The 22633-nt window shown below is 42.4% G+C and carries 21 protein-coding genes; 13 read left to right on the forward strand and 8 right to left on the reverse strand.

The features are described from left to right. The first annotated feature begins 64 nt into the window (after positions 1–64). From ABDW02_RS02655 to ABDW02_RS02710, 12 genes are all read left to right on the forward strand, one after another. Complete coding sequence (locus tag ABDW02_RS02655) at positions 65–742, forward strand: response regulator transcription factor (protein ID WP_343631827.1); 678 nt, start codon at positions 65–67, stop codon at positions 740–742. After that, a complete protein-coding gene (locus ABDW02_RS02660; protein ID WP_343631829.1) occupies positions 739–2010 on the forward strand; it encodes a HAMP domain-containing sensor histidine kinase in 1272 nt (423 codons plus the stop codon). Before ABDW02_RS02655 ends, ABDW02_RS02660 begins: the two co-directional genes overlap by 4 nt. A 128-nt stretch (positions 2011–2138) precedes the next feature. Beyond that, complete coding sequence (locus tag ABDW02_RS02665; RefSeq protein WP_343631831.1) at positions 2139–2594, forward strand: PepSY-like domain-containing protein; 456 nt, start codon at positions 2139–2141, stop codon at positions 2592–2594. 19 nt (positions 2595–2613) lie between these two features. Further along, positions 2614–3645: a sulfite exporter TauE/SafE family protein gene (locus tag ABDW02_RS02670; RefSeq protein WP_343631833.1), complete on the forward strand. Its 1032-nt coding sequence runs from the start codon at positions 2614–2616 to the stop codon at positions 3643–3645. 150 nt (positions 3646–3795) lie between these two features. Beyond that, positions 3796–4569 (forward strand): DUF2490 domain-containing protein, encoded by a 774-nt coding sequence (locus ABDW02_RS02675; protein ID WP_343631835.1) that lies wholly within the window; start codon positions 3796–3798, stop codon positions 4567–4569. 127 nt (positions 4570–4696) lie between these two features. Then, entirely contained in the window at positions 4697–5266 is a 570-nt protein-coding gene (locus tag ABDW02_RS02680) for a nucleotide exchange factor GrpE (protein ID WP_343631838.1), read from the forward strand. Positions 5267–5293: 27 nt separating this feature from the next. Then, a complete protein-coding gene (gene dnaJ, locus ABDW02_RS02685) occupies positions 5294–6406 on the forward strand; it encodes a molecular chaperone DnaJ (protein WP_343631840.1) in 1113 nt (370 codons plus the stop codon). Positions 6407–6570: 164 nt separating this feature from the next. Then, a complete protein-coding gene (locus ABDW02_RS02690; RefSeq protein WP_343631842.1) occupies positions 6571–7482 on the forward strand; it encodes a CPBP family intramembrane glutamic endopeptidase in 912 nt (303 codons plus the stop codon). Between the two features lie 16 nt (positions 7483–7498). Further along, positions 7499–8422, forward strand: a complete 924-nt coding sequence (locus ABDW02_RS02695; protein WP_343631844.1) for an ATP-binding cassette domain-containing protein — start codon at positions 7499–7501, stop codon at positions 8420–8422. After that, on the forward strand, positions 8412–9701 hold the full coding sequence (locus ABDW02_RS02700) for an ABC transporter permease (RefSeq protein ID WP_343631846.1): 1290 nt from the start codon (positions 8412–8414) through the stop codon (positions 9699–9701). Before ABDW02_RS02695 ends, ABDW02_RS02700 begins: the two co-directional genes overlap by 11 nt. Before the next feature lies 1 nt (position 9702). Continuing rightward, on the forward strand, positions 9703–10596 hold the full coding sequence (locus tag ABDW02_RS02705) for a hypothetical protein (RefSeq protein WP_343631848.1): 894 nt from the start codon (positions 9703–9705) through the stop codon (positions 10594–10596). 92 nt (positions 10597–10688) lie between these two features. Continuing rightward, a complete protein-coding gene (locus ABDW02_RS02710) occupies positions 10689–11858 on the forward strand; it encodes a sigma-54 dependent transcriptional regulator (RefSeq protein ID WP_343631850.1) in 1170 nt (389 codons plus the stop codon). A 69-nt stretch (positions 11859–11927) separates the two neighbouring features. Here ABDW02_RS02710 and ABDW02_RS02715 read toward each other — a convergent pair whose 3' ends face one another. From ABDW02_RS02715 to ABDW02_RS02730, 4 genes are all read right to left on the reverse strand, one after another. Beyond that, positions 11928–12365: a hypothetical protein gene (locus ABDW02_RS02715; protein ID WP_343631852.1), complete on the reverse strand. Its 438-nt coding sequence runs from the start codon at positions 12363–12365 to the stop codon at positions 11928–11930. Positions 12366–12509: 144 nt separating this feature from the next. Then, complete coding sequence (locus ABDW02_RS02720) at positions 12510–13454, reverse strand: hypothetical protein (protein WP_343631854.1); 945 nt, start codon at positions 13452–13454, stop codon at positions 12510–12512. Between the two features lie 3 nt (positions 13455–13457). Continuing rightward, complete coding sequence (locus ABDW02_RS02725; protein WP_343631856.1) at positions 13458–14438, reverse strand: hypothetical protein; 981 nt, start codon at positions 14436–14438, stop codon at positions 13458–13460. Continuing rightward, entirely contained in the window at positions 14435–15403 is a 969-nt protein-coding gene (locus tag ABDW02_RS02730; protein WP_343631858.1) for a hypothetical protein, read from the reverse strand. The genes ABDW02_RS02725 and ABDW02_RS02730 overlap by 4 nt, the downstream gene beginning before the upstream one ends. A 175-nt stretch (positions 15404–15578) precedes the next feature. On the opposite strand from ABDW02_RS02730, the gene ABDW02_RS02735 reads away from it, so the two are divergent. Continuing rightward, entirely contained in the window at positions 15579–18554 is a 2976-nt protein-coding gene (locus tag ABDW02_RS02735) for a YfhO family protein (RefSeq protein WP_343631860.1), read from the forward strand. Positions 18555–18583: 29 nt separating this feature from the next. On the opposite strand, the gene pseI is transcribed toward ABDW02_RS02735, so the two are convergent. From pseI to ABDW02_RS02755, 4 genes are all read right to left on the reverse strand, one after another. Beyond that, a complete protein-coding gene (gene pseI, locus ABDW02_RS02740) occupies positions 18584–19621 on the reverse strand; it encodes a pseudaminic acid synthase (RefSeq protein WP_343631862.1) in 1038 nt (345 codons plus the stop codon). Further along, positions 19618–20622: a GNAT family N-acetyltransferase gene (locus ABDW02_RS02745; protein ID WP_343631864.1), complete on the reverse strand. Its 1005-nt coding sequence runs from the start codon at positions 20620–20622 to the stop codon at positions 19618–19620. The genes pseI and ABDW02_RS02745 overlap by 4 nt, the downstream gene beginning before the upstream one ends. Beyond that, entirely contained in the window at positions 20609–21298 is a 690-nt protein-coding gene (gene pseF / locus ABDW02_RS02750) for a pseudaminic acid cytidylyltransferase (RefSeq protein WP_343631866.1), read from the reverse strand. Before pseF ends, ABDW02_RS02745 begins: the two co-directional genes overlap by 14 nt. A gap of 321 nt (positions 21299–21619) precedes the next feature. Beyond that, the gene (locus ABDW02_RS02755; protein WP_343631868.1) at positions 21620–22630 is read right to left on the reverse strand and encodes a phytanoyl-CoA dioxygenase family protein; all 1011 of its coding nucleotides are present in this window, start codon (positions 22628–22630) and stop codon (positions 21620–21622) included. Positions 22631–22633: the final 3 nt, after the last annotated feature.

Genomic DNA, 22633 nt, shown 5'->3' on the forward strand with positions numbered 1-22633 from the left:
TTGATCATTCGGACGATTACCGGATTCCAGATTTTTTTCAGAATTTTAAAAGAACTTTGGTCCCATGAAGATATTGGTTGTAGAAGACGAACCGGAAATGCTCGAATCCATCGAACGTGTTTTGAAACAGGAAAATGCGGTGGTGGAAACGGCCATGAACTTAAACGATGCCCTCGATAAAGCATTGATCTACGAGTACGACTGTATCTTGCTGGATATCAATTTGCCCGACGGAAGCGGTTTGGAATTGTTGCAGGAATTGAAAAAACAGAATAAATCGGATGGTGTTTTGATCCTTTCAGCACGGAATTCACTGGATGATAAACTGGAAGGGTTGAATCTCGGAGCCGATGATTATTTGACAAAACCCTTTCATTTTTCGGAATTGATTGCCCGAGTGCGTTCCATTGTCCGCAGGAAGAAGTTCGACGGGAATGCCATGCTTGAAATAGGAAATATCCGGGTGGATGTTACCAACCAGGCGATAACAATCCGGAATGAAGCGGTGACCTTGAACCGGAAAGAATTTGCTATCTTAATGTATTTGATCTCCAATAAAGGAAGATTGGTTTCCAAAACGGCTTTGGCCGAACATGTTTGGGGAGACAACATTGATGAGTCGGATAATTTTGAATTTATTTATTCGCAAATCAAGAATCTGCGAAAAAAAATGAACGACCTGGATTCCGGGATTGAAATTCAATCGATATACGGAGTGGGGTATAAACTGGTAGAATCGTGAAGTTAATTCAACGCACCATCGTTTTTATGTCCATTGCATTGCTCGTAACGCTTTCGGTATGGGCTTTCATTTTTTATGTGAATATGATCGATGAGGTGCACGACAGCATTGACGACGGATTGGATAACTCCAAGTTGCTGATCATTCACGAAGCAAGCATGGATTCTACTGTCTTGTACAAAAGCAATTTCGATGAAGGAAATTATGCCATCCGGAAAATTCCTGAGCAGCACGCCCTGAAGCATTTGGATGAGTACAAAGACACACTGATGTACATGGAAAACGAAGACGACCTGGAGCCGGTTCGTTTATTGACAACCGTTTTCGAAGCCAAAGAAAATGAATTCTATCAGTTGAAAGTTATTTCTTCAATGGTAGAGGAAGATGATCTGATCGAAGACTTGTTCTATTCGCTGTTGTGGCTTTACCTCATTTTGATCGTGACGATTTTAGTCATCAATACGCTCGTGCTGCGCAGCATGTGGAAACCGTTTTTCAACTATCTGAATCGCTTGAGCCAGTTTAAACTGGGTAAAAATGAGCACGTTCAGCCCATTAAGTCCAAAACAACCGAATTCCAGTTACTGAACAAAGTAGTCACCGAAGTACTGGAAAGCAATATTCGCTCGTTCCATAACCAGAAACAACTCATTGAAAACGCTTCACACGAATTGCAGACACCGTTGGCCATAGCATTGAATAAACTGCAATTATTGGCAGAAAAGGAAGAGTTGTCGGAAGAAGTGGTGAAAGAGATTTTTCAAACCATTGAGACGCTTGAACGATTGACACGCCTGAATAAATCCCTGTTGTTGCTCTCCAAGATTGAGAATCAGCAATTTCTCCACGAAGAACAGGTCGACATGAATGCATTAGTGCGGCAGGTTTTGGAAGATTTCCAGGATCAGATCGAATTCAAAGAACTGGAAGTCAATCTCATTACTGATACGGAATTGGTCGTTACGATGAATCCCGAATTAGCACGTATCCTGGTCACCAACCTGGTGAAGAATGCGATCCGGCACAATTTCAAAAAGGGAAAAATAGAAGTTTTGCTCACGGCTTCCGGCTTGCAGATTTCGAATTCAGGATCAGAAAAAAGCCTCGATACCACTCATTTGTTTCAGCGCTTCCACAAAGAATCGAATGATCAATCATCCACCGGTTTAGGGCTTGCCATCGTGAAGTCGATTACAGATCTTTCTGGCTTTCAAATCAGCTATAACTATGCGCTTGGAATTCATCAGTTTACGGTAAAGTTTAAATAGTTCAAAGGGTTCAAAGGGTTCAAAAGGTTCAGGTTTTAAACTCATTTGATCTTCTTTGAACCTGGGTATTCCCAATTCTTTCCTGATTTGCCCCGTAGCTTTGTTTTATAAATAAAAAAACACAAGTTATGAAAGGTTTAAAATTAATCGTATTGGCTTTTTTACCGATCGCTTTCGGGTCTTGCGCAGGAACGATCGATCAGCAGGAAATTCCTTCCGTAGTAATCAATGCAGTGATGACCAAATACCCGGACGCAAAGGATCTGGACTGGGAAGTGAAAAACGGGATTTACGAAGCAGAATTTGATTTAGGTAAGGATGATTACGAAGTGTGGGTCAATGCAGAAGGAACTATTTTGAAAGTGGAACAGGAGATCAACCATTCACAGGTGCCGGCTGCCATTCTTGCCAAATTAAAGTCGGATTACAAAGATTTCAGATTGGATGATGCAAAACGTATCGAAATCGGGAAAGCCGTATACTATGAACTGGAACTGGACGGAACTTTAGGGGATCAAACGGTAGTGTATTCGGCCTCCGGAGAAAAACAGGATCCTATTATATTGACCAGAATCGGTAAATAGTCCAATTCTTTTTTCTGCTATGACAAGCCTGTTAATCATTCTGTTTATCCTGAGTTTCCTGGCATTTTCAATAAGTGCTATTTGCGGAGGCGGAGCAGGATTGATGCTGATCCCGGTATTGGGACAGTTGCTTTCGGTTAGCCAGGTCCCGGCCGCATTGTCGATCGGGACTTTTTCCAGTTCTGCTTCCAGGCTCTTGGTGTTCCGGAAAAACATACGCTGGAGCATAGTCACTTACTTTGTCCCAGCAGCATTACCTGCTGTTTGGTTGGGAGCCTTGTTGCTGAAATACGTCAACCCGGCTTACCTGGAAATAGTTTTGGGAGTTTTTTTAGTAAGCAACCTGTTTTTTCTGGTCAGGAAACAGCAGACTTCAGGAAAGGAGCAAAAACCGACGGTTTTTAAACTCTTTTCAATCGGTTTTTTAGCCGGATTTTTATCCGGCTTAACCGGTGCGGTCGGGTTGCTATTCAACCGGTTTTATTTGCGCTACGGACTCACCAAAGAAGAAATTGTTGCTACGCGCGCTGCGAATGAAATTGTACTGCATTTGTTCAAAATCGTCTTGTACGGTTTATTCGGGTTAATAAGCACCAAAGTGATTTTGATCGGTTTGGTTGTAGCGGTTTCGGCCATTCTTTCAAGTATTGCCATGAAATGGGTATTGCCGCGTTTAAGTGAGGTTTCATTCCGGAAGATCGGATACAGCGCCATGGTTTTATCGGGAGTGGTGATGCTATTGCAATCGGGGCAGGACCTGTTCTCTGAAAAGCAACCCGTGGCAGACAAAAGTTTCATGGCTTATGATCAAAAATTAAGGATGCAGCAGTCAAACCTGGAGCTCGAATTTACCTACGATGAAGGATTTGAATTGGAAAAAGTCATTCCGTTTGACGAGTTATCCCCGCAACAACAGCAAATGGTAAAAAACCGTTTTCCCCATGCAGATAAAATAACGATCGAAGCGGTTTATGGCATTCACCGGAAGAAATCCTTCGAAGCCTATTGTTTCCAAAACAACCGGTTGGTCGATAAGATTGATTTTACCTAGTAAGTTCAAATAGTTCAAATAGTTCAAAGGTTCGAAGGATTCAATTAACTGTTTAAACTTTTTAAACCCGTTTGATCTTCTTGAACCTGGTGTAATTCCAGTTTTCTTCCTGATTTGACTGGTAGCTTTGTTTCAAAGAATTCAATAAATATGATGAAACGATTGATTTTCCTGGTTTTTCTTTTAAATGGGTTGTTCTCATCCGGGCAGTTGACTCCTCCCGGATTGGGAAGTAATTCCAGGCTGAATTTATGGTTTGCCATTGGTTTGGACCAAAAGCTGGATTCGGCAGGAAGGTTCTCATCGATGACCTATTTTGGCCTTGCAGGACAGAGTTCGGTTGCCAATAGCAATGTTTTTGAGCGTTTGGGAATCTTTGTGCTGAATGAAGAAGTGAAATTCAGGTTCAAACCGACCTGGAGCGTTTCATTAGCGGCAAGTTACCGTCATCAGAATGAATTCGAAAAGACCTACCCGTATTTAGCTGCCGAAGATCAATTCAAACAGGAGTTCCGGATCTATTCACGGATTACCAAAAGCTGGAAGAAAAAATGGATTCCCTCCATCGCATTCAGGCAGGAATACCGCAAATTTGTGGACCCCGAATTCCGCGACTGGAAAATATCTGCTGCTTTCCGTTCCCGGTTAAAATTCCAGAGCGAGATTCCTTTAACAGCTTCCAAACGCCTGCAGGCAATTATCGGTTGTGAATTTCTATTCTCAACAGATTTCCAGGAAGCGACCCAAAAATGGCAGCATTTCCAGTACGGGGAAACACGTTTATCGGCAGTCCTTGCTTATCAAACAAAAAACCGGAAAATCAGTTACGGGTTGGGTTACATGAATGACCTGTTGCATGTTCCGGCAGGGGACAAGTCGGTGCATTATATTTCTGTCAGTGTAATCTTCAAAAACATTTTTTGAGGTCATTTCGTAAGTGGGCACGCGATTAATCGCGTGCCCACTTATTTGTGTCAGTTTTCCTGTCACCTTGTCGGTTTCTGTGCTGTGGCAAGGTAGTTGACAAACAAGAATCAAAAAATTGACAATAATGGCAGAAGAAGCAGTTCAAAACGAAGAGTTTAACCAAAATGCTGATGAGCAGAATACCGAAAATCAGGATGAAACGGTGAACGAGCAGGTTGAAAACGCTGACAATTCGTCAGTAAATGCAGGTGCATCTTCGTCTGAAGACCAGATTGCGGCATTGAATGACAAATATTTGCGGTTGTATTCGGAGTTTGATAATTACCGCAAACGCACCAATAAAGAGAAAATCGAATTGATTTCTACGGCGAGCGCAGGAGTGTTGAAAGACATGTTGTCTGTCATGGACGATTTTGAGCGCGCAATCGCAAACAATGAAAATTCGGAAGATATCACAGCAGTGAAAGACGGTTTCAAACTGATCCACCACAAATTGAAAAACTTACTGGAAGGAAAAGGATTGAAGCAAATGGAGGCGAAGCATCAGCCTTTTGATTCTGATTTGCACGAAGCAATTGCCAATGTTCCTGCACCATCGGAAGATTTGAAGGGAAAGATCATTGATGACGTCGAAAAAGGGTATTACCTGAATGATAAAGTCATTCGTTTCGCGAAAGTAGTTGTAGGACAATAAGAATTGATTCACGAGAAGTGATTAACTATGGATAAAAGAGATTATTACGAAGTTCTTGGCATTTCAAAAGGTGCGTCGGAAGCTGAAATCAAGAAAGCTTACCGCAAAATGGCATTGAAATATCACCCGGATAAAAACCCGGGGGATTCCGAGGCGGAGGATAAATTTAAAGAAGCTGCAGAAGCGTACGAAGTGCTTTCGGACGCGAATAAAAAAGCGCGCTACGATCAGTATGGCCACGCAGGTTTGGGTGGAAATGGCGGATTCGGTGGCGGAATGAACATGGACGATATTTTCTCCCAATTCGGGGATATTTTCGGAGGTGCTTTTGGCGGCGGAAGTTTCGGAGGTGCAAGAGGAGGTGGACAGCGTGTAGTGCGTGGTACCAACCTGCGTGTTAAAATGAAACTCACACTGGAAGAAATTGCGGAAGGTGTTACCAAGAAAATCAAAGTCAATAAGCTGGTAAATGCGGAAGGCGTCACGTACAAAACGTGTGCTACCTGTAACGGAACCGGACGCATCACGCGTGTTGCCCAAACTTTTTTGGGAGCGATGCAAACGCAATCGACCTGTAATACCTGTCAGGGTGCAGGGAAAATGATCGATCAAAAACCGGCTGATGCTGATAACCAGGGATTGAAACGCCAGGAAGAAGTCATCGAGATTGAAATTCCTGCTGGTGTTGAAGAAGGTATGCAATTGAGTGTTTCCGGAAAAGGAAATGCAGGGCCATTCAACGGAATCCCGGGAGATTTGATCGTAGTGATCGAAGAGCAGGCACACGAAGAATTGCGCAGAGACGGAGAACATTTGCACTATGAAGCATTTGTGAATTTTGTAGATGCGGTTCTGGGTGAAACCATTGAAGTTCCTACTGTAACAGGTAAAGCGAAAATCAAGGTGGAACCGGGAACACAAAGCGGCAAAATGCTTCGACTGAAAGGAAAAGGATTGCCGGTGCTTCAAGGCTACGGACACGGAGATTTGTTTGTGCATATCAATGTGTGGACACCGAAAAAGGTTAGCAAGGAAGAAAAAGAAATCCTGGAAAAACTGAAAGCAAGTGAAAACTTCAAACCGAATCCCGGACAAAATGAAAAAGGATTCTTTCAACGTATGAAAGACATGTTCCAGTAAAGGAAATAACATCATTCACAGCAGGGGCGTCCCGGATATCCGGGACGCCCCTGCTTTTTAATACAATCCCCTGCATCCAGGACTGGAAATTTGACAGTAAAAAGAATTTATCGACAATCGGTTTGAAACAGTTCAGGAAGCATTCTTTTCATTAGCTTTATCGTATGAGAAGATTTACGAGTCCACTCGAGCCCACTATTGGCATCAGGCACTATTTACTGGGTCTTTTGGCGATTTTGATCGGTGTTTACTTTATCGGAGGTTCTTTGATGAGCATTTTCATCTCTGCCAAATTACCGGCCGGTGAATCGTTGACCGCATTTTCAAGTCCCCAGGATTTATTCTCTAAAAACGAATTTTTTGCCCTGAACATGATTCCCTTTGTGTTCGGGTTCTTGGCAATTGTATTTTGTTCGAGATTGATCTTCAAGCGCTCATTCCGGACTTTTTTAACGGCGCGTCCCCGTTTTGATTTTACCCGTTTTTTCTTTGCATTTGGTTTGTGGTCTACTTTAATGATGGTTTCTTTCTTTATGACCTTCATAGATTACAACCACTTGATCCATTGGAATTTTCAGCCGGAAAACTTTTTCTATCTGCTGATCCTGGCGCTGGTCCTTGTTCCGGTCCAAACGGGGTTTGAGGAAATCCTTTTCAGGGGATTCCTGCTGCAATTCTTTGGAAAAATCACCCAAAAGGGAATTTACCTCATTCTGATCAACGGAGTCCTGTTCGGGGCTTTACACCTGATGAACCCGGAGATTGATAAACTGGGAGCTTTTGCTGTCGGATATTACATGATGTCGGGTATATTTACATCTTTCATCGCCATTATGGATGACGGACTGGAGCTTTCCTGGGGATTCCACCTGGCGAATAACCTGTTCGGAATTATCATTGTGACCAACAATTGGCAGGTCATCCAAACGGATGCGCTGTTTATGGATGTGTCCGAACCGGTATTGGGTTGGGACATGTATGTAACCATGTTCCTGTTTTATCCGTTAATGATTCTTGTTTTTTGGTTGGTCTACCGATGGAAAAACTGGAATAAAGTACTTTTACAGCGTAAATAAATCATTTTTTGATTACATGTTAGAGATTCACGAGCTTACAAAACGCTATCAGCGAAAAGCAGCTATCGACCAGGTGTCATTCAGTCTTCGGAAAGGAGAAATCTTCGGATTACTGGGACCTAACGGGGCAGGGAAAACGACACTTATCCGGATAATCAACAAAATTATTGAGCCGGATTCCGGCACGATCCGTTTTAACGGTGATCTGCTTCAGCAAAAGCATTTGGCACATATTGGCTATTTACCCGAGGAAAGAGGGCTGTACAAGCAGATGACAGTGGAAGCACATGCGCATTTCCTGGGAGCATTGCGCGGAATGAGCAAGAGTGAGATCAATACTTCCCTCGATTACTGGCTGAAGAAATTCAACTGTGCTGATTGGCGGAAAAGACGCATCCAGGAGCTTTCCAAAGGAATGGCTCAAAAGGTACAATTTATCTATGCGATCCTGCATGAACCGGACTTATTGATTCTGGACGAACCGTTTTCAGGATTCGACCCTGTAAATGTAGAACTGATCAAAGCAGAAATGCAGGAAATGAAACTGAAGGGAAAGACCATCCTGATTTCGACCCACAACATGCGCAGCGTAGAAGAAATTTGTGACCGCGTGGTGTTGATCCATCAGTCCAAAAAAGTACTGGAAGGACGCGTAAGTGAAATCCAGGACCAGCAGAAAACAGGAGAATATGCCGTGAAGTTCCGGGGAAATATGATTGCTTTCGTGAATGCCTTATGGATCGGTTTTGAACTGATCGATAAAGAAATATTGGGAGATGATCGGTTCATTGCCCGCGTAAAAATGCGAGGCGATAACTCTTTCGAGGATTTGCTGAAAACACTGATGGGCCAGGTGAAAATTGAGGCTGCATGGGAAGTTTTACCAAGTATGAATGAAGTATTTATTTCAACTGTAACAACCGATAACGATGAGAAATAGTTGGATTATTGCCATGCGCGAACTGAGAGAACGATTGGGTAGCCGTTCCTTTATACTGATGGCCATTCTGGGCCCGCTGGTAGTACTTACATTTACCTACCTGATTTTTCAATTCGGGGGAAAAGAACAGCAAAAATGGCATGTACTGATCGTTGATCCTGCCAATATCATGGAACACAAAATCATGGCTGCCGAAGATCCGAATATTCAGTATTCCTTTGCGACGAATTATATCGAGATCGAACATTTTGCCAAAGAAAAGCGTTTCGAGGATTTCGATGCGATGGTGGAAGTAAACGAAAAAGTCTTGTCGAATAAGTCATGCTTTTTGTTTTACCGGGAAAAACCGTCTTTTACGATGTCGGTGAATATCCGCTACCAGGTGGAAAGAAGATTGGAGGAAGTGCTGGCAAAACAGTTCACCAAGTTGTCGGTAGCCGATTTCCGGAAGATCAAACAACCCTTGAATTTTGCATTCCGGAATGTATATGATCCGAATGATGTGAAAAGCGATATGGCCGGATGGGTCGGATTGTTCTTCGGAGCGGTCATTTTTGTGTTTATTTTCCTGTTCGGGATGACGATTTTGCGTTCTGTTTCCCGGGAGAAAACGAACCGGGTGGTAGAGATCTTACTTGCCACTGTGAAACCAAGATCTCTCATGCTGGGAAAGATCCTGGGAATAGGAATCAGTGCTTTTTTACAGGTGTTTTTGTGGTGTTTGATCATCGGATTGGGCTTGTATTTTATGCGGGAAACCATATTTGTAGACATGTATGATGCATCGAACCAGGTAGCCGGGCAAGTCAGCGATTACAATCAGTTTGTAGAATTGGTGTTCGACCGCGTTCAATTCGGCGTGATGTTATTCTATTTTTCCCTGTTCTTTGCCTGCGGATATTTGTTCTATGGAGCTTTCTTCGCGGCATTGGGAGCAGTTTCAGGTTCGGAATCAGACGGACAGCAGTTCCTGATCCCTTTGATCCTGATTTTGTGTTTCGCTTTGTATGCCGGATATTTTGCGCTGGAAAACCCGGATAGCCCGTGGACTACTTTTTTGATGTACTTCCCGTTCACCTCACCGGTGGTAGCCATGGTGAAATTAGCCATGGGATTTGCAGAAGGGGATGCGTACCAATTATTTGTTTCATTATTTTTACTCCTGGTAAGCTCCATTGGTGTCATAGCAATTGCAGCACGATTATTCAAGAATGGCTTGCTTCAATTTGGACATACGCTACGATTTAAAAATATTATTCTTTGGTTGAAAGTCAAATAACATGCGTGTAGCGGTCATTGATCTGGGTACGAATACATTTAATTTACTGATTGCGGATGTGCATTCCGCAGGATTTGATATTGTCCATAGCTCCAAAGAAGGAGTTGCGCTCGGAATGGGAGGGATCAATGAAGGATTGATTTCACCCGAAGCAATGGAGAGGGCTGCCCGTGCATTTGAAAAATTCAAGGGAATTTGTGACCAGTTCCAGGTGGAAACAGTTACCGGAATCGGTACTTCGGCGGTCCGTGATGCCAGCAATAAAGATGAGTTCATTCGCGAAATCACAAAAGGCTTTGATGTGAACATTGAAATTGTGGACGGACTGGAAGAAGCAAAACTGATTTATCAGGGAGTGAGTTGGTCCTATCAATTTGATAAAAGTTCGTTGATCATGGATATCGGTGGCGGAAGTACGGAGTTTATCCGCATTGAAAAAGAGAAAGAATTGGAATTTATCAGTGCCAATATCGGGGTTTCAAGAGCTGTTCAGCTTTTCCCGTTGGAAGATCCGTTGAGCCGGGAAAACCGCCAGGAATTGATCAGCTGGTTTGAAGCCAATTCCAAAGAACTCAAAAGTTTTGATCCGTGTGAAGTGCTGGTCGGTGCTTCCGGAAGCTTCGAGACCTTTTATGAAATGGTTTATGAGCAGGAATTCCCGAAATCGCTGGTAAACATTCGTATTTCCAGGGGAGAATTGATGGACACACTGGATTGGATCATTAGCTCAACATCCGAGGAACGGGAAAACCATCCTTTTATCATCCCGATCCGCAGAAGAATGGCTCCTGTTGCGGCATTAAAAACGAAATGGATCATTGAGAAGTTCGGAATCAAAGAAGTGGTGATCTCACCATATTCGCTGAAAGAAGGAGTTCTCCGCAGATATTTTTGATGATTACGAATTCATATCGCATCCGCGTAATTCGCAATTGAACATTCATAATTATTAATTAATTGGTTATTTTCGTTCACCAATAAAAACAGATGGCAAAAATACTGATCATTGATGACGAGCGCGCTATTCGCCGGGCATTGCGTGAAATTCTGGAGTTTGAAGACTTTCAGGTAGATGAAGCTGAGAATGGGGCAGAAGGGCTTGAGAAAGCAAAGAATACCTTGTACGATATTATTTTCTGCGACATCAAAATGCCGCAAATGGACGGGATGGAAGTCCTGGATGCATTGAATGCCCAGAAAATCGATTCTCCGGTCATTATGATTTCCGGTCATGGAAATATTGAAACAGCTGTTGACGCGATTAAAAAAGGTGCCTTCGATTTCATTGAAAAGCCGCTTGATCTGAACCGTATCCTGGTCACTATCCGCAATGCAAAAGACCGTGTGGTGCTGGTAGAAGAGACCAAGCAATTGAAAACGACGGTCCGTAAGTTCAAAGGATCTTCCATTATCGGTGAAACAGAAGGAATTAACAAGATCAAGGAAATGATCGAAAAAGTGGCTCCTTCCGATGCACGCGTATTGATCACCGGAGCGAATGGTTCCGGGAAGGAATTGGTAGCCCGTTCGTTGCACGATCTGTCCAACCGCAAAAAAATGCCTTTTGTAGAAGTAAACTGTGCTGCTATTCCGGGAGAATTGATCGAAAGTGAATTATTCGGCCATGAAAAAGGAGCATTTACTTCGGCGGTAAAAGATAAGAAAGGGAAATTTGAACTGGCTTCCGGCGGAACGTTATTCCTGGATGAAATCGGGGATATGAGTGCTTCCGCGCAGGCGAAAGTATTGCGTGCTTTGCAGGAAAATGTCATCCAGCGTGTTGGTAGCGAGCGCGATATTAAAATCGATGCGCGTGTGATTGCTGCAACCAATAAGGACTTGCGAAAAGAAATCGAAGAAGGGCGTTTCAGAGAGGATTTGTACCACCGTTTGGCGGTTATTTTAATTCACGTTCCTTCGTTGAATGAGCGCCGGGAAGACATCCCGATGCTTGCAGAACATTTTATTGCGCTGGTTTGCAACGAGCACGGGATTCCGAAAAAAGAATTTACGGATGATGCGTTACTGGAATTGCAACAAACCGACTGGACTGGAAATATCCGGGAATTGCGAAATATCGTGGAACGTTTGGTGATTCTTTGCGGCGCGAAGATTACGGGTGACGATGTGCGCATGTTCGCGAATCCTAAGAAATAAATACCATAAAAACATGTAGGGACGCGATGCATCGCGTCCCTACATGTTTTTATTCCCAACGGGAATGAATTATTTCTTCATTTCTTTCGCACCCATTTTCATGATTGCGTAAGTAAATTCACATCCTTTTTTTGCTTTCAAAGCATTCAAGATCTTTTCGATCACTTCATCTTCCGATTCAGAAGTGTAAACTTGGTCGTATTTTTTCTCCAGGTCTTTTGAACAGCTTTGCATTTCTGTCCCCAGTTCCTGCATTGCCTGCGCATCTGCCATCCCTTTTTCAAGATCTTTCATCATAACAGCTGTCATGGCTTTTTCCATGTCTGTTCCGTCTTTTTCAGACTGAATGATCGCATTTTTCATTTCATCGGAAATACCGTCCGAAGACTTGTTTACACAATCGCACATGTCTGATGCCATTGCATCGTAATCCGCATCGCTTGCCATGTTACAGGAAGTCACCAGGACCGCACTTGAAACAGCAAGTAATAGTAATAACTTTTTCATCCTTCTATTTGTTTTTTCTTAAAACTAAGCAAATTAATCAGAACGGGAAATTGAAAATTGAGAACCGGGAGCGGGAAATTCATAAGCGGAAACAGAAAATTGATAAGTGATCGGGCATTTCCGGACTTATTGAGGTATTATTTTTCAATTCGTGGGATTTGCCAGTTCAATTCCGCCCCATTCCAGTACATCAAAATCGTCGCGGTTCATTTTTTCCAGTTTTTGAGGCTTGATGAACACGTTCCGGTGATTATCGACAGGAGTCCAGACCATATAAACCCGGTTTAAGTGATCCGGTTTGGGTTCAATGTTCAACCGGGCAAAGAGATCACATCCTTCATTCAAAATGAATTGTACATAAACTCTTTCGTGTTTCTGCAGTTGTGGTCCCCAAAAGGTGATGAAATCGGTCTTTTCCTTGTCATTGAAACCCAGTTCATACAATTGCTTTTCCAACAAGGAGACAACTGTTTCCCGGCTTAGCACAAAACCACCCCGTTCGAAATCAAAGGTATTGAACCGCTGTTCTGCCTCCCAAAACAAATAAGGATAGGTTTTCCCCGCAATAGAAACCGACCCGTCGGGATGTGCGATCCCTTTCCAGTTTTTGGAATAATCCGGGTACGTGAATGTCAGTTCTCCTGTTGTTTCCAGGTCAACAGAAATTTCCAGATCTGATTCCGGATACAGGTAAATGACCGGCTTTTTCACCGGGCGTTGATCGTTTTTTGCTTTGAAATGCAGGGAAATGATGGTTATTTGACCGGTCTTAATATCGATCGAATCGGTTTCGATTTCCTGGAAATGGCTGTCGTAATAGAATTGAAAAACGGCTTTTTGAGGCTTACGAATGACCTCCGCTATGTTTTTATCAGATAGTTTGATGCGTTCATTGCTGCCATTCATCCCGAAACGCAATTCCCGGAAGGGGTCGTAATCCGCATCGAATTCACAAATAACCCGGATTCGTGCTCCCAGCTTATCGGGATTTTTATCCTGCTCATAACTCACGAAATAATCCGGGATCCATTCCGGCTTGTTGGCTAATAGATCAGAGTTGATTAAAAGGAAAAACAATAGTATTCGCATAACTTACAGATTGGTTTCCAATTCCATTCCTCCCCATTCCACGAGGTAATTTCCGGTGCGGTCCATGCGTTTCAAGGCAGGAACTTTCACTTCGAGTGTTTGTTCCTGAAACTCATTGGTTTCCCGGAAAAGAATGTAAATACGGTTCTGTTTATAGGTCGGGGTGATTTCCAGAGAAGCAAGCGGATCGATGCCTTCATTCTGAACCCATATAATTTGTACCACCTTCATGTGCTGCATGCGAGGTCCCCAATACGTAATGAAATCCGTTTTTTCGTTCTCATTAAAGCCTAATCCGGTCAATTGGTTCTCCAGATAAGTTACAGCATCTGAACCTTTAAACTGGTCGGCCCGGTTCCAATTGGGAATTAACTTCTCCGACGGAAGTATTGCATCCCAAAAAAGGTAGGGATAGCTTGAGCCGTTTAGCCGGATGGTTCCATTGGCAGAAGAAGTACCTTCCCATTCATCAGTATAAACGGGATAAGTGAATTTCAGCGCTGCATCTGTTTTGATTTTCAATTGAAAAGATTCTTCTTTTTCACTGTACAGGTAAATGACCGGTTTTTCAACCTTAATCTGGCTTCCGGAACTGGCAGATCCCTTGAAGTTTAACCCGATCTCATAGTAATGCTTTCCAGTAAATTCCCTTTCCAGATGAATCTCATCAAAATTTGCATTCACGAAGAAAGACACGCGGTGTTTTCCTTTTGACAAGGAAAGTTTAAATACCGGCTTTTTCTGAGTAACGGTGAATTTCTTCGTTTTTCCGTCAATTTTCACCTGGACGATTACCGGATGCTGATCCAACATCAGTTGTCCGTAAGAATCCTCTACCCGGAAAACGCACCGAACGCTATCCGGATGGATTTTAGATGAAACGCTGTCTTTGATAATCCAATAAGAGGGAAGTGATTCTTTTCCCCGGGAAAGCCCGAAAAAAGGAATGATCAAAAGGCAAAGAATAAACAGTTTTTGGTTCATAATGCTGTTGGTTTTAGTTCAAATCCACCCCATTCCAGCACATTGAAACCTTCCCGTTTAAAAGCAGGAAGTTCAACCGGAAGGACGTATTTTTCAAATTGGTTGTTCCATTCTGAAAAAGCCATGTACAAGCGGTTAATAGCTGTTGGTTGAGGATCACATTGAATACCTGCAAACTGATTGCAGTCTTCCTGCAGGTAGAATTGGATAAAGACTTCTTCGTGTTGGACCAACCGTGGTCCCCAATAGGTAATAAAATCGGCTTTTTCAGTGGCTGTTAATCCTGCATTTGCCAGCTGTTTTTCGAGGAACGGAACAATTTCTTTTCTGGTAAGGTGATAGCCATTTGTATGTTTTGAGCAGGAGAATTCCTGTTTCGAATCCCAAAAGAGGTAAGGATAAGTTTGCCCGTTGATCTCCAGTTGTCCGGTAGGATGAAGTGTTCCTTTCCAGGCTTCCTGATACGCAGGATAGGTAAACGAAAAGTCATTGGTAGGTGTCACGCGGATCGAAAAATCAAGTTTGACAGGACTTTGCAGGTAAATTACCGGTTTATCCACTTCGATCAGCATATTTACTGGGTTGAAATTGACCATTGCTTCGTTATCCGTTTGATTCTCTATCAGAATAGTGTCGCTGATCACTTCATCATAACCCGGGCCGGGCCAAAACTTAAAAACGGTTTTTCCTGCCGGAAGCTGAATGTATGCAGAGAATAAAGAATCCAGAACCAGTGTATCGGCAAAATCATTGACAGCGTAATAAACAATGGTCTCATATCCCAAAGGAATATCGCTGAAATTCGGGCTGCTGAAATGCAGTGACAATTTTGCCTCTCCATCTGTGATCGCTTCATTTTTAGTGGTTTTATAGATGCAAAACCCGGGAACAGATTTCAGCTGGGATGAAGCCTTCACCGCAAAAGAGAAACCCATCAGAAGCACTAACAAGCAGCTTGTTTTCATAAATTGATATTAGAACATGGACTCATACACTCCAAATTCGGATTGGTTCAAATAATCCTGAAAATTAGAAAACGCGATAATTTCTGACAAAACACCCTTTGGAAGATTAAAGTTCTTATTTTTGGTCGGACAATTTTAACTTATGGATATAAAAGGCTTTTTTCAGAAAAATTGGATGTATTTCGCAATCATCGGGATAATGTTTATCGTGATAGCGATGTTCTTTAAGCCACAATTTGAAGGATACGGTGTTAAACAGCACGATATTAAAGAGGCAAAAGGAATGAACAGTGAGCCGGAAATGTATCGGGCAAGTTCAGGAAAAGAGCCCATGTGGGTTAGTTCTGCGTTTGGCGGAATGCCAGCCGAGCAGGTATCCATGAATTATCCCGGAAACTGGTTTAAGGTGATTTCCAATCAATATTTTAAATTATTCCCCAATCCGATAGGATCCATCTTTTTACATTTCCTTTGCTTTTTATTGTTTGCAAGGCTTTTGAAACTCAATCCGTGGGTGGGATTACTGGGCGCTATAGCCTTTAGTTTTGCGAGTTATGAGTTGATTGTCATCCAGGCAGGACACATTTTTAAAACCAATGCAGTTGCATTTTTACCGGCTATTTTAGGGACTGTCATATATGCTTACCGGTCAAACAGATTATGGGGAATTATTCTTTCCGGAATCTTCATGGCTTTCGAACTGGCGATGAACCACGTGCAAATCACTTATTATTTCTTATTTATACTGTTTTTCGTAGGGGTTTATTTCTTCATAGATGCAATTCGTAAAAAGCAGCTTGCAGGATTCGGTATTACTTCTGCCGGGCTTATTGGAGTTTTTCTGCTGGCATTTGTGATTAACAGCGGGAATATCCTCCTGACGAATGACTATGCAAAATACAGTATTCGTGGTAAAAATGATGTTTCGATTTCTCCGAACGGATTATCGGCATCGAATCAATCCGCTGGTTTGGACCGGGACTACATCACTCAATGGTCTTATGGGATCGGTGAAACATTTACCTTTATTTCCCCTTATGTGAAAGGTGGGGCATCGGAGCAAATAGGAAACTCTCCCTTTGCTGAAAAAATCCAAAACAGTGAGTTGTCTCAGGACCAGATAAATGCAGCTTTGAGTGGATATTCCTATTGGGGAACTCAACCAAGTACTTCAGGACCTGTTTATATCGGAATAGTAGTATGTATGCTTGCTTTCCTGGGATTGTTCTTTCTGAAGGACAAAATCAAGTGGGCGCTTTTTGCAGTGACGATTCTGGCAGTGATGCTTTCCTGGGGTAAAAATTTCATGGGGCTGACCAATTTCTTTATAGATCATGTTCCGGCATACGATAAATTCAGAGCTATAACCATGATATTGATCATTGTGGAGCTTACTATTCCGGTAATGGGGGTATTGTTCCTGAATGAATTGATAAAGCAGCGTGAAGCAATTCTTGTTCAGAAGAAAAAGTTTATGATTGTGACGGGAGCTTTTGTTGTTTTCCTCATTGCAGTAAAAATCGCCGGATTGGGAGATGGTTACACCAACCCGATGGAAGCGAAACAATATGCCGGATTGAATGAAATGTATACCAAGCAGGTCATGCAGATGGATCCGCAAACGGCTGCACAATATCAATTGGATCTTTCCAATCCACAGCAGTTACAGCAGTTTGTTACCGCTCAGGTAGACCGTCAGATGGATTCATATGCAGCTGTTAAAATGGCCCGAAAAGAAATCTTTAACTCCAGTATGAACCGGTCTATCCTGTTTGCGATACTGGCGGGAGGTTTACTGGTGATTTTCCTGAATATTAAAACAGAAAAAACGGCAAACACGGTATTGATTGCCGGATTGGTGATTTTAACATTTGCCGACATGCTTCCTGTTGCCTACAATTACCTGGGGGCTTCTGATGATGCTTCGGGAACCGGATACAAATACTGGGAAGAAAAAGGGATCAATAATTACCCGATTTCGGCAACAAAAGGAGATAACGAAATACTGGCCGCTGAAATAGCTGCAAGGCCTTCACTTGCTTCGGTTGTAAAAAATGCACAGGCAGCAGGAGAGCAAAAAGCAGATGAATTGGGGTATGACGGTGCAGCCCGGGCCAATGTAATTAATACCTATCGTTTCCATGCTTTAAGAATGGCAACGAATTACCGGGTACTTGATTTCTCCGGTGGATTTAACAGCAGCAGAGCTTCTTATTTCCATAAATCGCTTGGAGGCTATCACGGAGCGAAGTTGAGAAATATCAATAACCTGATAGAATTCCATTTGTCCCGAACGAATAACAAAGTTTTGGATATGATGAATGTGAAATACTTCCTGCAGCCGCTTGAAAATGGAATGGACACAGCTATCCTGAATCCGACTGCTTTGGGAAATGCCTGGTTGGTAAAAAGTGTTCGCGAAGAAGCAACTGTTAATGATGAAATCAGAGCCCTTGGGAACAAATTTAAAGCAGAAAACAGGGGAGGAGGTGTCTTTCTGGTAAATAAAATGCCTGTAAAAGATGCGGTAGTTTACGGTGGTGAAGCTCTTCAATACCTGGTTCCGGGCCGCCGTGATACGCTGAATGTACAATTGGCTTCCGGCTTAGCTAAAGGCCAGGAGGCAATGTTTGTAATGGATGTAAACGGAGCAACGAACCTGGTTCCGTTGATCACTTTGACGATGGATACCACCAAGTCCTTCACTCCGCTTGTTTACCTGAAGGTTGAGGATTCATTTGACCCTGCCAATGAAGCTTTGATGGTTCGGGAATTTGCGGGTAAATTGAGTTCCCGTAAATTCTCCGGAGAAGGTTCTATTAAGCTGAAAAGTTCGGTTCCGAATAAATTGACTTACGAAGCAGATGTAAAAGGAAACCAACTGGCTGTTTTCTCTGAGATTTACTATCCTTTGGGCTGGAAAGCCTTTGTGAACGGGAAGGAAGTTCCGATCCTGAAAACAGATTACCTGTTGCGCGGAATCCAGCTGAAAGATGGACACAGCAAAATTGAGTTTATTTATGATTTGCCAAAATATGCAACCTTGACAATGGTGGCCAGAATCGGTTCTATTCTGTTGATAGCATTATTTGGATTCGCACTTTACTTGTCCTGGAAGAAGAAAAAAGGAGCTAAAGTATCAATGGATTAATTGCCACTAAAAGATAAAAAAAGAGGACTTTATTCAAAGTCCTCTTTTTTTATGCGGTCACCTATGGTAAAGTCTTTTAACGAGCGTTTTCCGATCAGTTCGGAATAATATTTCGGATGGAGCGAATAGCCTGGGCGGACAGATCGAATGTGTTTCTCGGTAACAATTTCACCGGCTTTTAAATCTTGCGAGATGTACAACGAGCGACTGAATACTTTACCTGCATGCTGTTTCGGAGTAAGCTTGTAATCTACTACACCCAATGCTTTTTCCGCCATTCTTACCTGGTTGACCATTTCTTTAAACTCCTGTTCATTCATGGAAAAACTGGCATCCGGCCCTCCGATAGACCTGTCGAGGATAAAATGCTTTTCAATGATTTTTGCACCTAAACTTACCGCAACGATCGGAACAATACTTCCCATGGTATGATCCGATAATCCGGTCAACACATTAAAGTCTTTGGCAATCTGCTCTACCATGCGCATATTTGCTTCTTCAATGGGAGCCGGATAACTGGAAGTGCATTTCAGTAAAACAATTTGATCGTTTCCTGCTTCCTGACAAGTTTTAACCGCTAAAGCGATGTCATCGTATTCCGCGATACCGGTTGAGATAATAACGGGTTTTCCTTTGGAAGCTGTGTATCTGATTAAAGGAATATCAGTAATCTCAAAAGAGGCAATTTTATAAGCCGGAGCATCCAGGTCTTCCAGGAAATCAACTGCTGTATAATCAAAAGGAGAAGAAAAACAGATCAGCCCTTCTTCCCGGGCTACCTCGAATAGTTTTGCATGCCATTCCCACGGAGTATAAGCCTCCTGGTACAACTCATGCAATCTTCTGCCATCCCAGATCGTTCCTTTGATTAAGAAATCGTCCTTATCAGAATCCAGGGTAATGGTATCTGCGGTGTAGGTTTGTAATTTGATACAGTCGGCACCGGCTCTTTTGGCTGCTTTAATCGTTTCAATGGCGGTTTCAATACTTCCGTTATGATTGGCAGACAATTCTGCAATAATAAAGACAGGAGAAGTTTCATTCACTTCAAAATTCCCTATTCTCATGGATTCGATTTTTTTACAAAGGTAAGAATATCGGTCTGATCTGTGGGTATGGTTTCAAATCCCAGGTTTTCGAATACTTTGAGAGATGCTGTATTTTCTTTTTTTACAATCGCTTTAAACGAATAGTCGTTGAATTTCTCTACGAGCAGGTGAACGATTGCTGCACCTAGTTTTTTGCCCCGGTGTTTTTTGTCAATGCTATAGCCGATTTCCCAGAGTAAGTCTTTCTTTTGAATGCGGATCTGTCCGAGCGGCTCAACACCATCTGTCAGGATGAAAAGCTTGCTATCCGGATTGGTAAGTTGTGATTGAAACCACTTCTGATGCGTTTCAAAGGGAATCGGTTCGGAATTCAATGAATTAGCACGTACCGAAGGTTCATTCGCCCAATCAAAAAGCAATTGCAGGTCTTCCTCACTTGCTTCACGAAGGTAAATATGTGGTTGTTCCGAATTCCAAAGGCTGTGTATCAGCACATCTTTATAGGCACCGTTAAACAAACAATGATCCTTCAAACGGGCTTCCTGCATAAATCCGGAGTTTTCCAGAACAGGAAATAAATGGGGGCGAAGGTCGTAGGCGTAGGTAAACAGTTTGTGGAGCCCCAGATCAGTAAATGCAATTTCCGGGAGTAATTCCAGGTAAGCTGTCCAGATTTCAGCGAAACGTTCTGCTTCCAGTTCCGTGTTCATGATAAATGAAACTTCGGCATGTTTATCTATCCAATTGATATGAACCAAACCTCCATAGCCGATACATGTATCGTTTTCCAGGAAAGAGAATAATAATTGCTTCGGATGAGTTTGAGTGAATAGTTCAGAAACAACTGTTTCGAAATAATGCTTCTGATCTTCTTTTGTTAGCGGTTTTACCTGACGGAGATGATAAATTTGTTCATTCCGCCATTTCATAATGAGCAGCTGGTCTTCATCCCGGATCGGAACCAATTGGAAGTGCCCGCTTTCATAAGAGCTATTGGGAAGGCATTTATAGCTCCTCATGATGCATCAGTTTAAATTTCATTTCCGCCATTGACCAGTCTTCCGGTGTGTCAATATCCTGAACTTTATTCTCATCAACAATAAATGGAACAATTTGTTCTTGCCACAGGGTCTTTGTCTCCATAAAATTCAGAACATCAAAAAAATAAAAACTCCCGGTATCATGATATACTTTTTCCAAATCCTGTGACCGGCTATTGATGTATTGAGGAAATTGAAGACAGACTTTGTGATCTTTTATCGTAAAACTTCGCTGAATTGGATGCGAATAAGCAACACACGCGAGCAACACTGATGCCTGTTTTTCCAGAAAATAGTCGTAAGCGGTTTTCAGGTCTTGCCCCTCGATCAAAACAGATGTTGGATACATACAGCATGCCTTATCGTAATTTCTACCCGTGGCAGCTAAATAATCCAGTACCTCGATCAATACATCAGAAGTTGTGGCATAATCATCCGAGTTTTTACCACTACGTAAAACCGGGACCTCAGCTCCGCATTGTTGGGCTATCCGGGCAATTTCTTCGTCATCCGTAGATACAAACACCGTAGAAAACACCCCTGACTTCAGTACATTTTCAATAACCCGGGCAATAATCGGTTTTCCAAAAAAGGGTTTGATGTTCTTTCCTGGAATTCGTTTGCTTCCACCTCTTGCCGGGATAATTGCAATCATATTTTAATTCATTTAATCGTCAACGGAAGTTACTCGGCGACTCCTAACATCCTTATTTTTTCTCCAAATCACGCTTAAACAGACGATCTGAATGCCCGCGATAATTAATAGTCACCGGAGTTGGATTGTCATACTCTGCTACGAGAATGTATTCTCTTGTTCCTTTCAATGTACTCCGTTCCGAAATTACCTGCCCAGAAATCCTCCTGTTCGGTAGACATATACTATCGTTGTTTAAATTCTTTTTGCTAAGATAGTAAAAACTCCTTCTTCATTGACTTTAATCCAGCCTGTCCGGAATGTGGTTTTCAGACATGGCTCTTATTCAGATTCGGAAAACAATTGGTAAGTTCGTTTGTTTTTAAGGATCGTTCCTTTAGAATCCTCAGAAATTTCCGAAAGTTTTACCTTTTCAAAAGGAGCACCGAATAAGGAGTTTGAAAATTGAATCTGGAATAATAAACGAACATCTTCCGTGAGTGGTTTTCCCTTGTGAAGTCCGCGGGTATCTACTGCCAATATGGTTCCTTTTTTTCCTGTAAATTCTTTAAAACGATCCTTCGAATAGATTTTTGCCAATTCCTCATCTGTCATACGGCCATCCTTCCGGATTGCTTTTGGTAATCCTTTATGTGAGTTTTGGATATAACAGTGCGGACCATTGTTGGTATGTACATCCGTGATGTAAAAAAAGAACTTAATGAATTTGAAACGGTCCATATCAAAATGGAACATTTGAGCTGCCTGGGAAGCTCCTTTATTGCCAAAAGGTACGCTCCACCACATGGCCAATGTGTCCAGGATCGGGTTGCATTTCAGATAAGAAGTTGCAACGGATCTCAATGTCGGGTCAAACACAAGCGACTGAATGGCCTGGTTTTGCATAATATCTGAAGTCTCAAATTGATAGCGCGGAGATATAGGATTGTAGCGGTCAAAAATTACTTTTTCCGTAGAATAACTGATGTTTTTTTTGTCAACATCAACATAGCGAGTGCCAGTTTCAGAGGCAAATGCGGTGATTTCTTCGATGAGGTTGTTGTCAAGTGTTACATCAAATTCGTAAAATCCATCTTCGACAATCTTAGCCGAAATGTGCTCGATTTCCTTTTTTGACAAATTGCCCAAAACCCCGTTGGCAGCTTCTGTTTTTCCTTTTTTGGTGATCCTGATAATCGCTGAAAGGTGATCATTGACACGGCCATTGGTTAAAACAAACAAGTACCTGAATGCTGCATATCCCAGTTTTGTTGTTTTTTTGGTGAGCAAAAATACAAATAACCCGAATGAAAACAGGAAAGGAAAAGTGATAAGCTTAACAATGTTCTTCATAGG

The sequence above is a fragment of the Fluviicola sp. genome (assembly GCF_039596395.1).
Classification (GTDB): Bacteria; Bacteroidota; Bacteroidia; order Flavobacteriales_D; family Crocinitomicaceae; genus Fluviicola.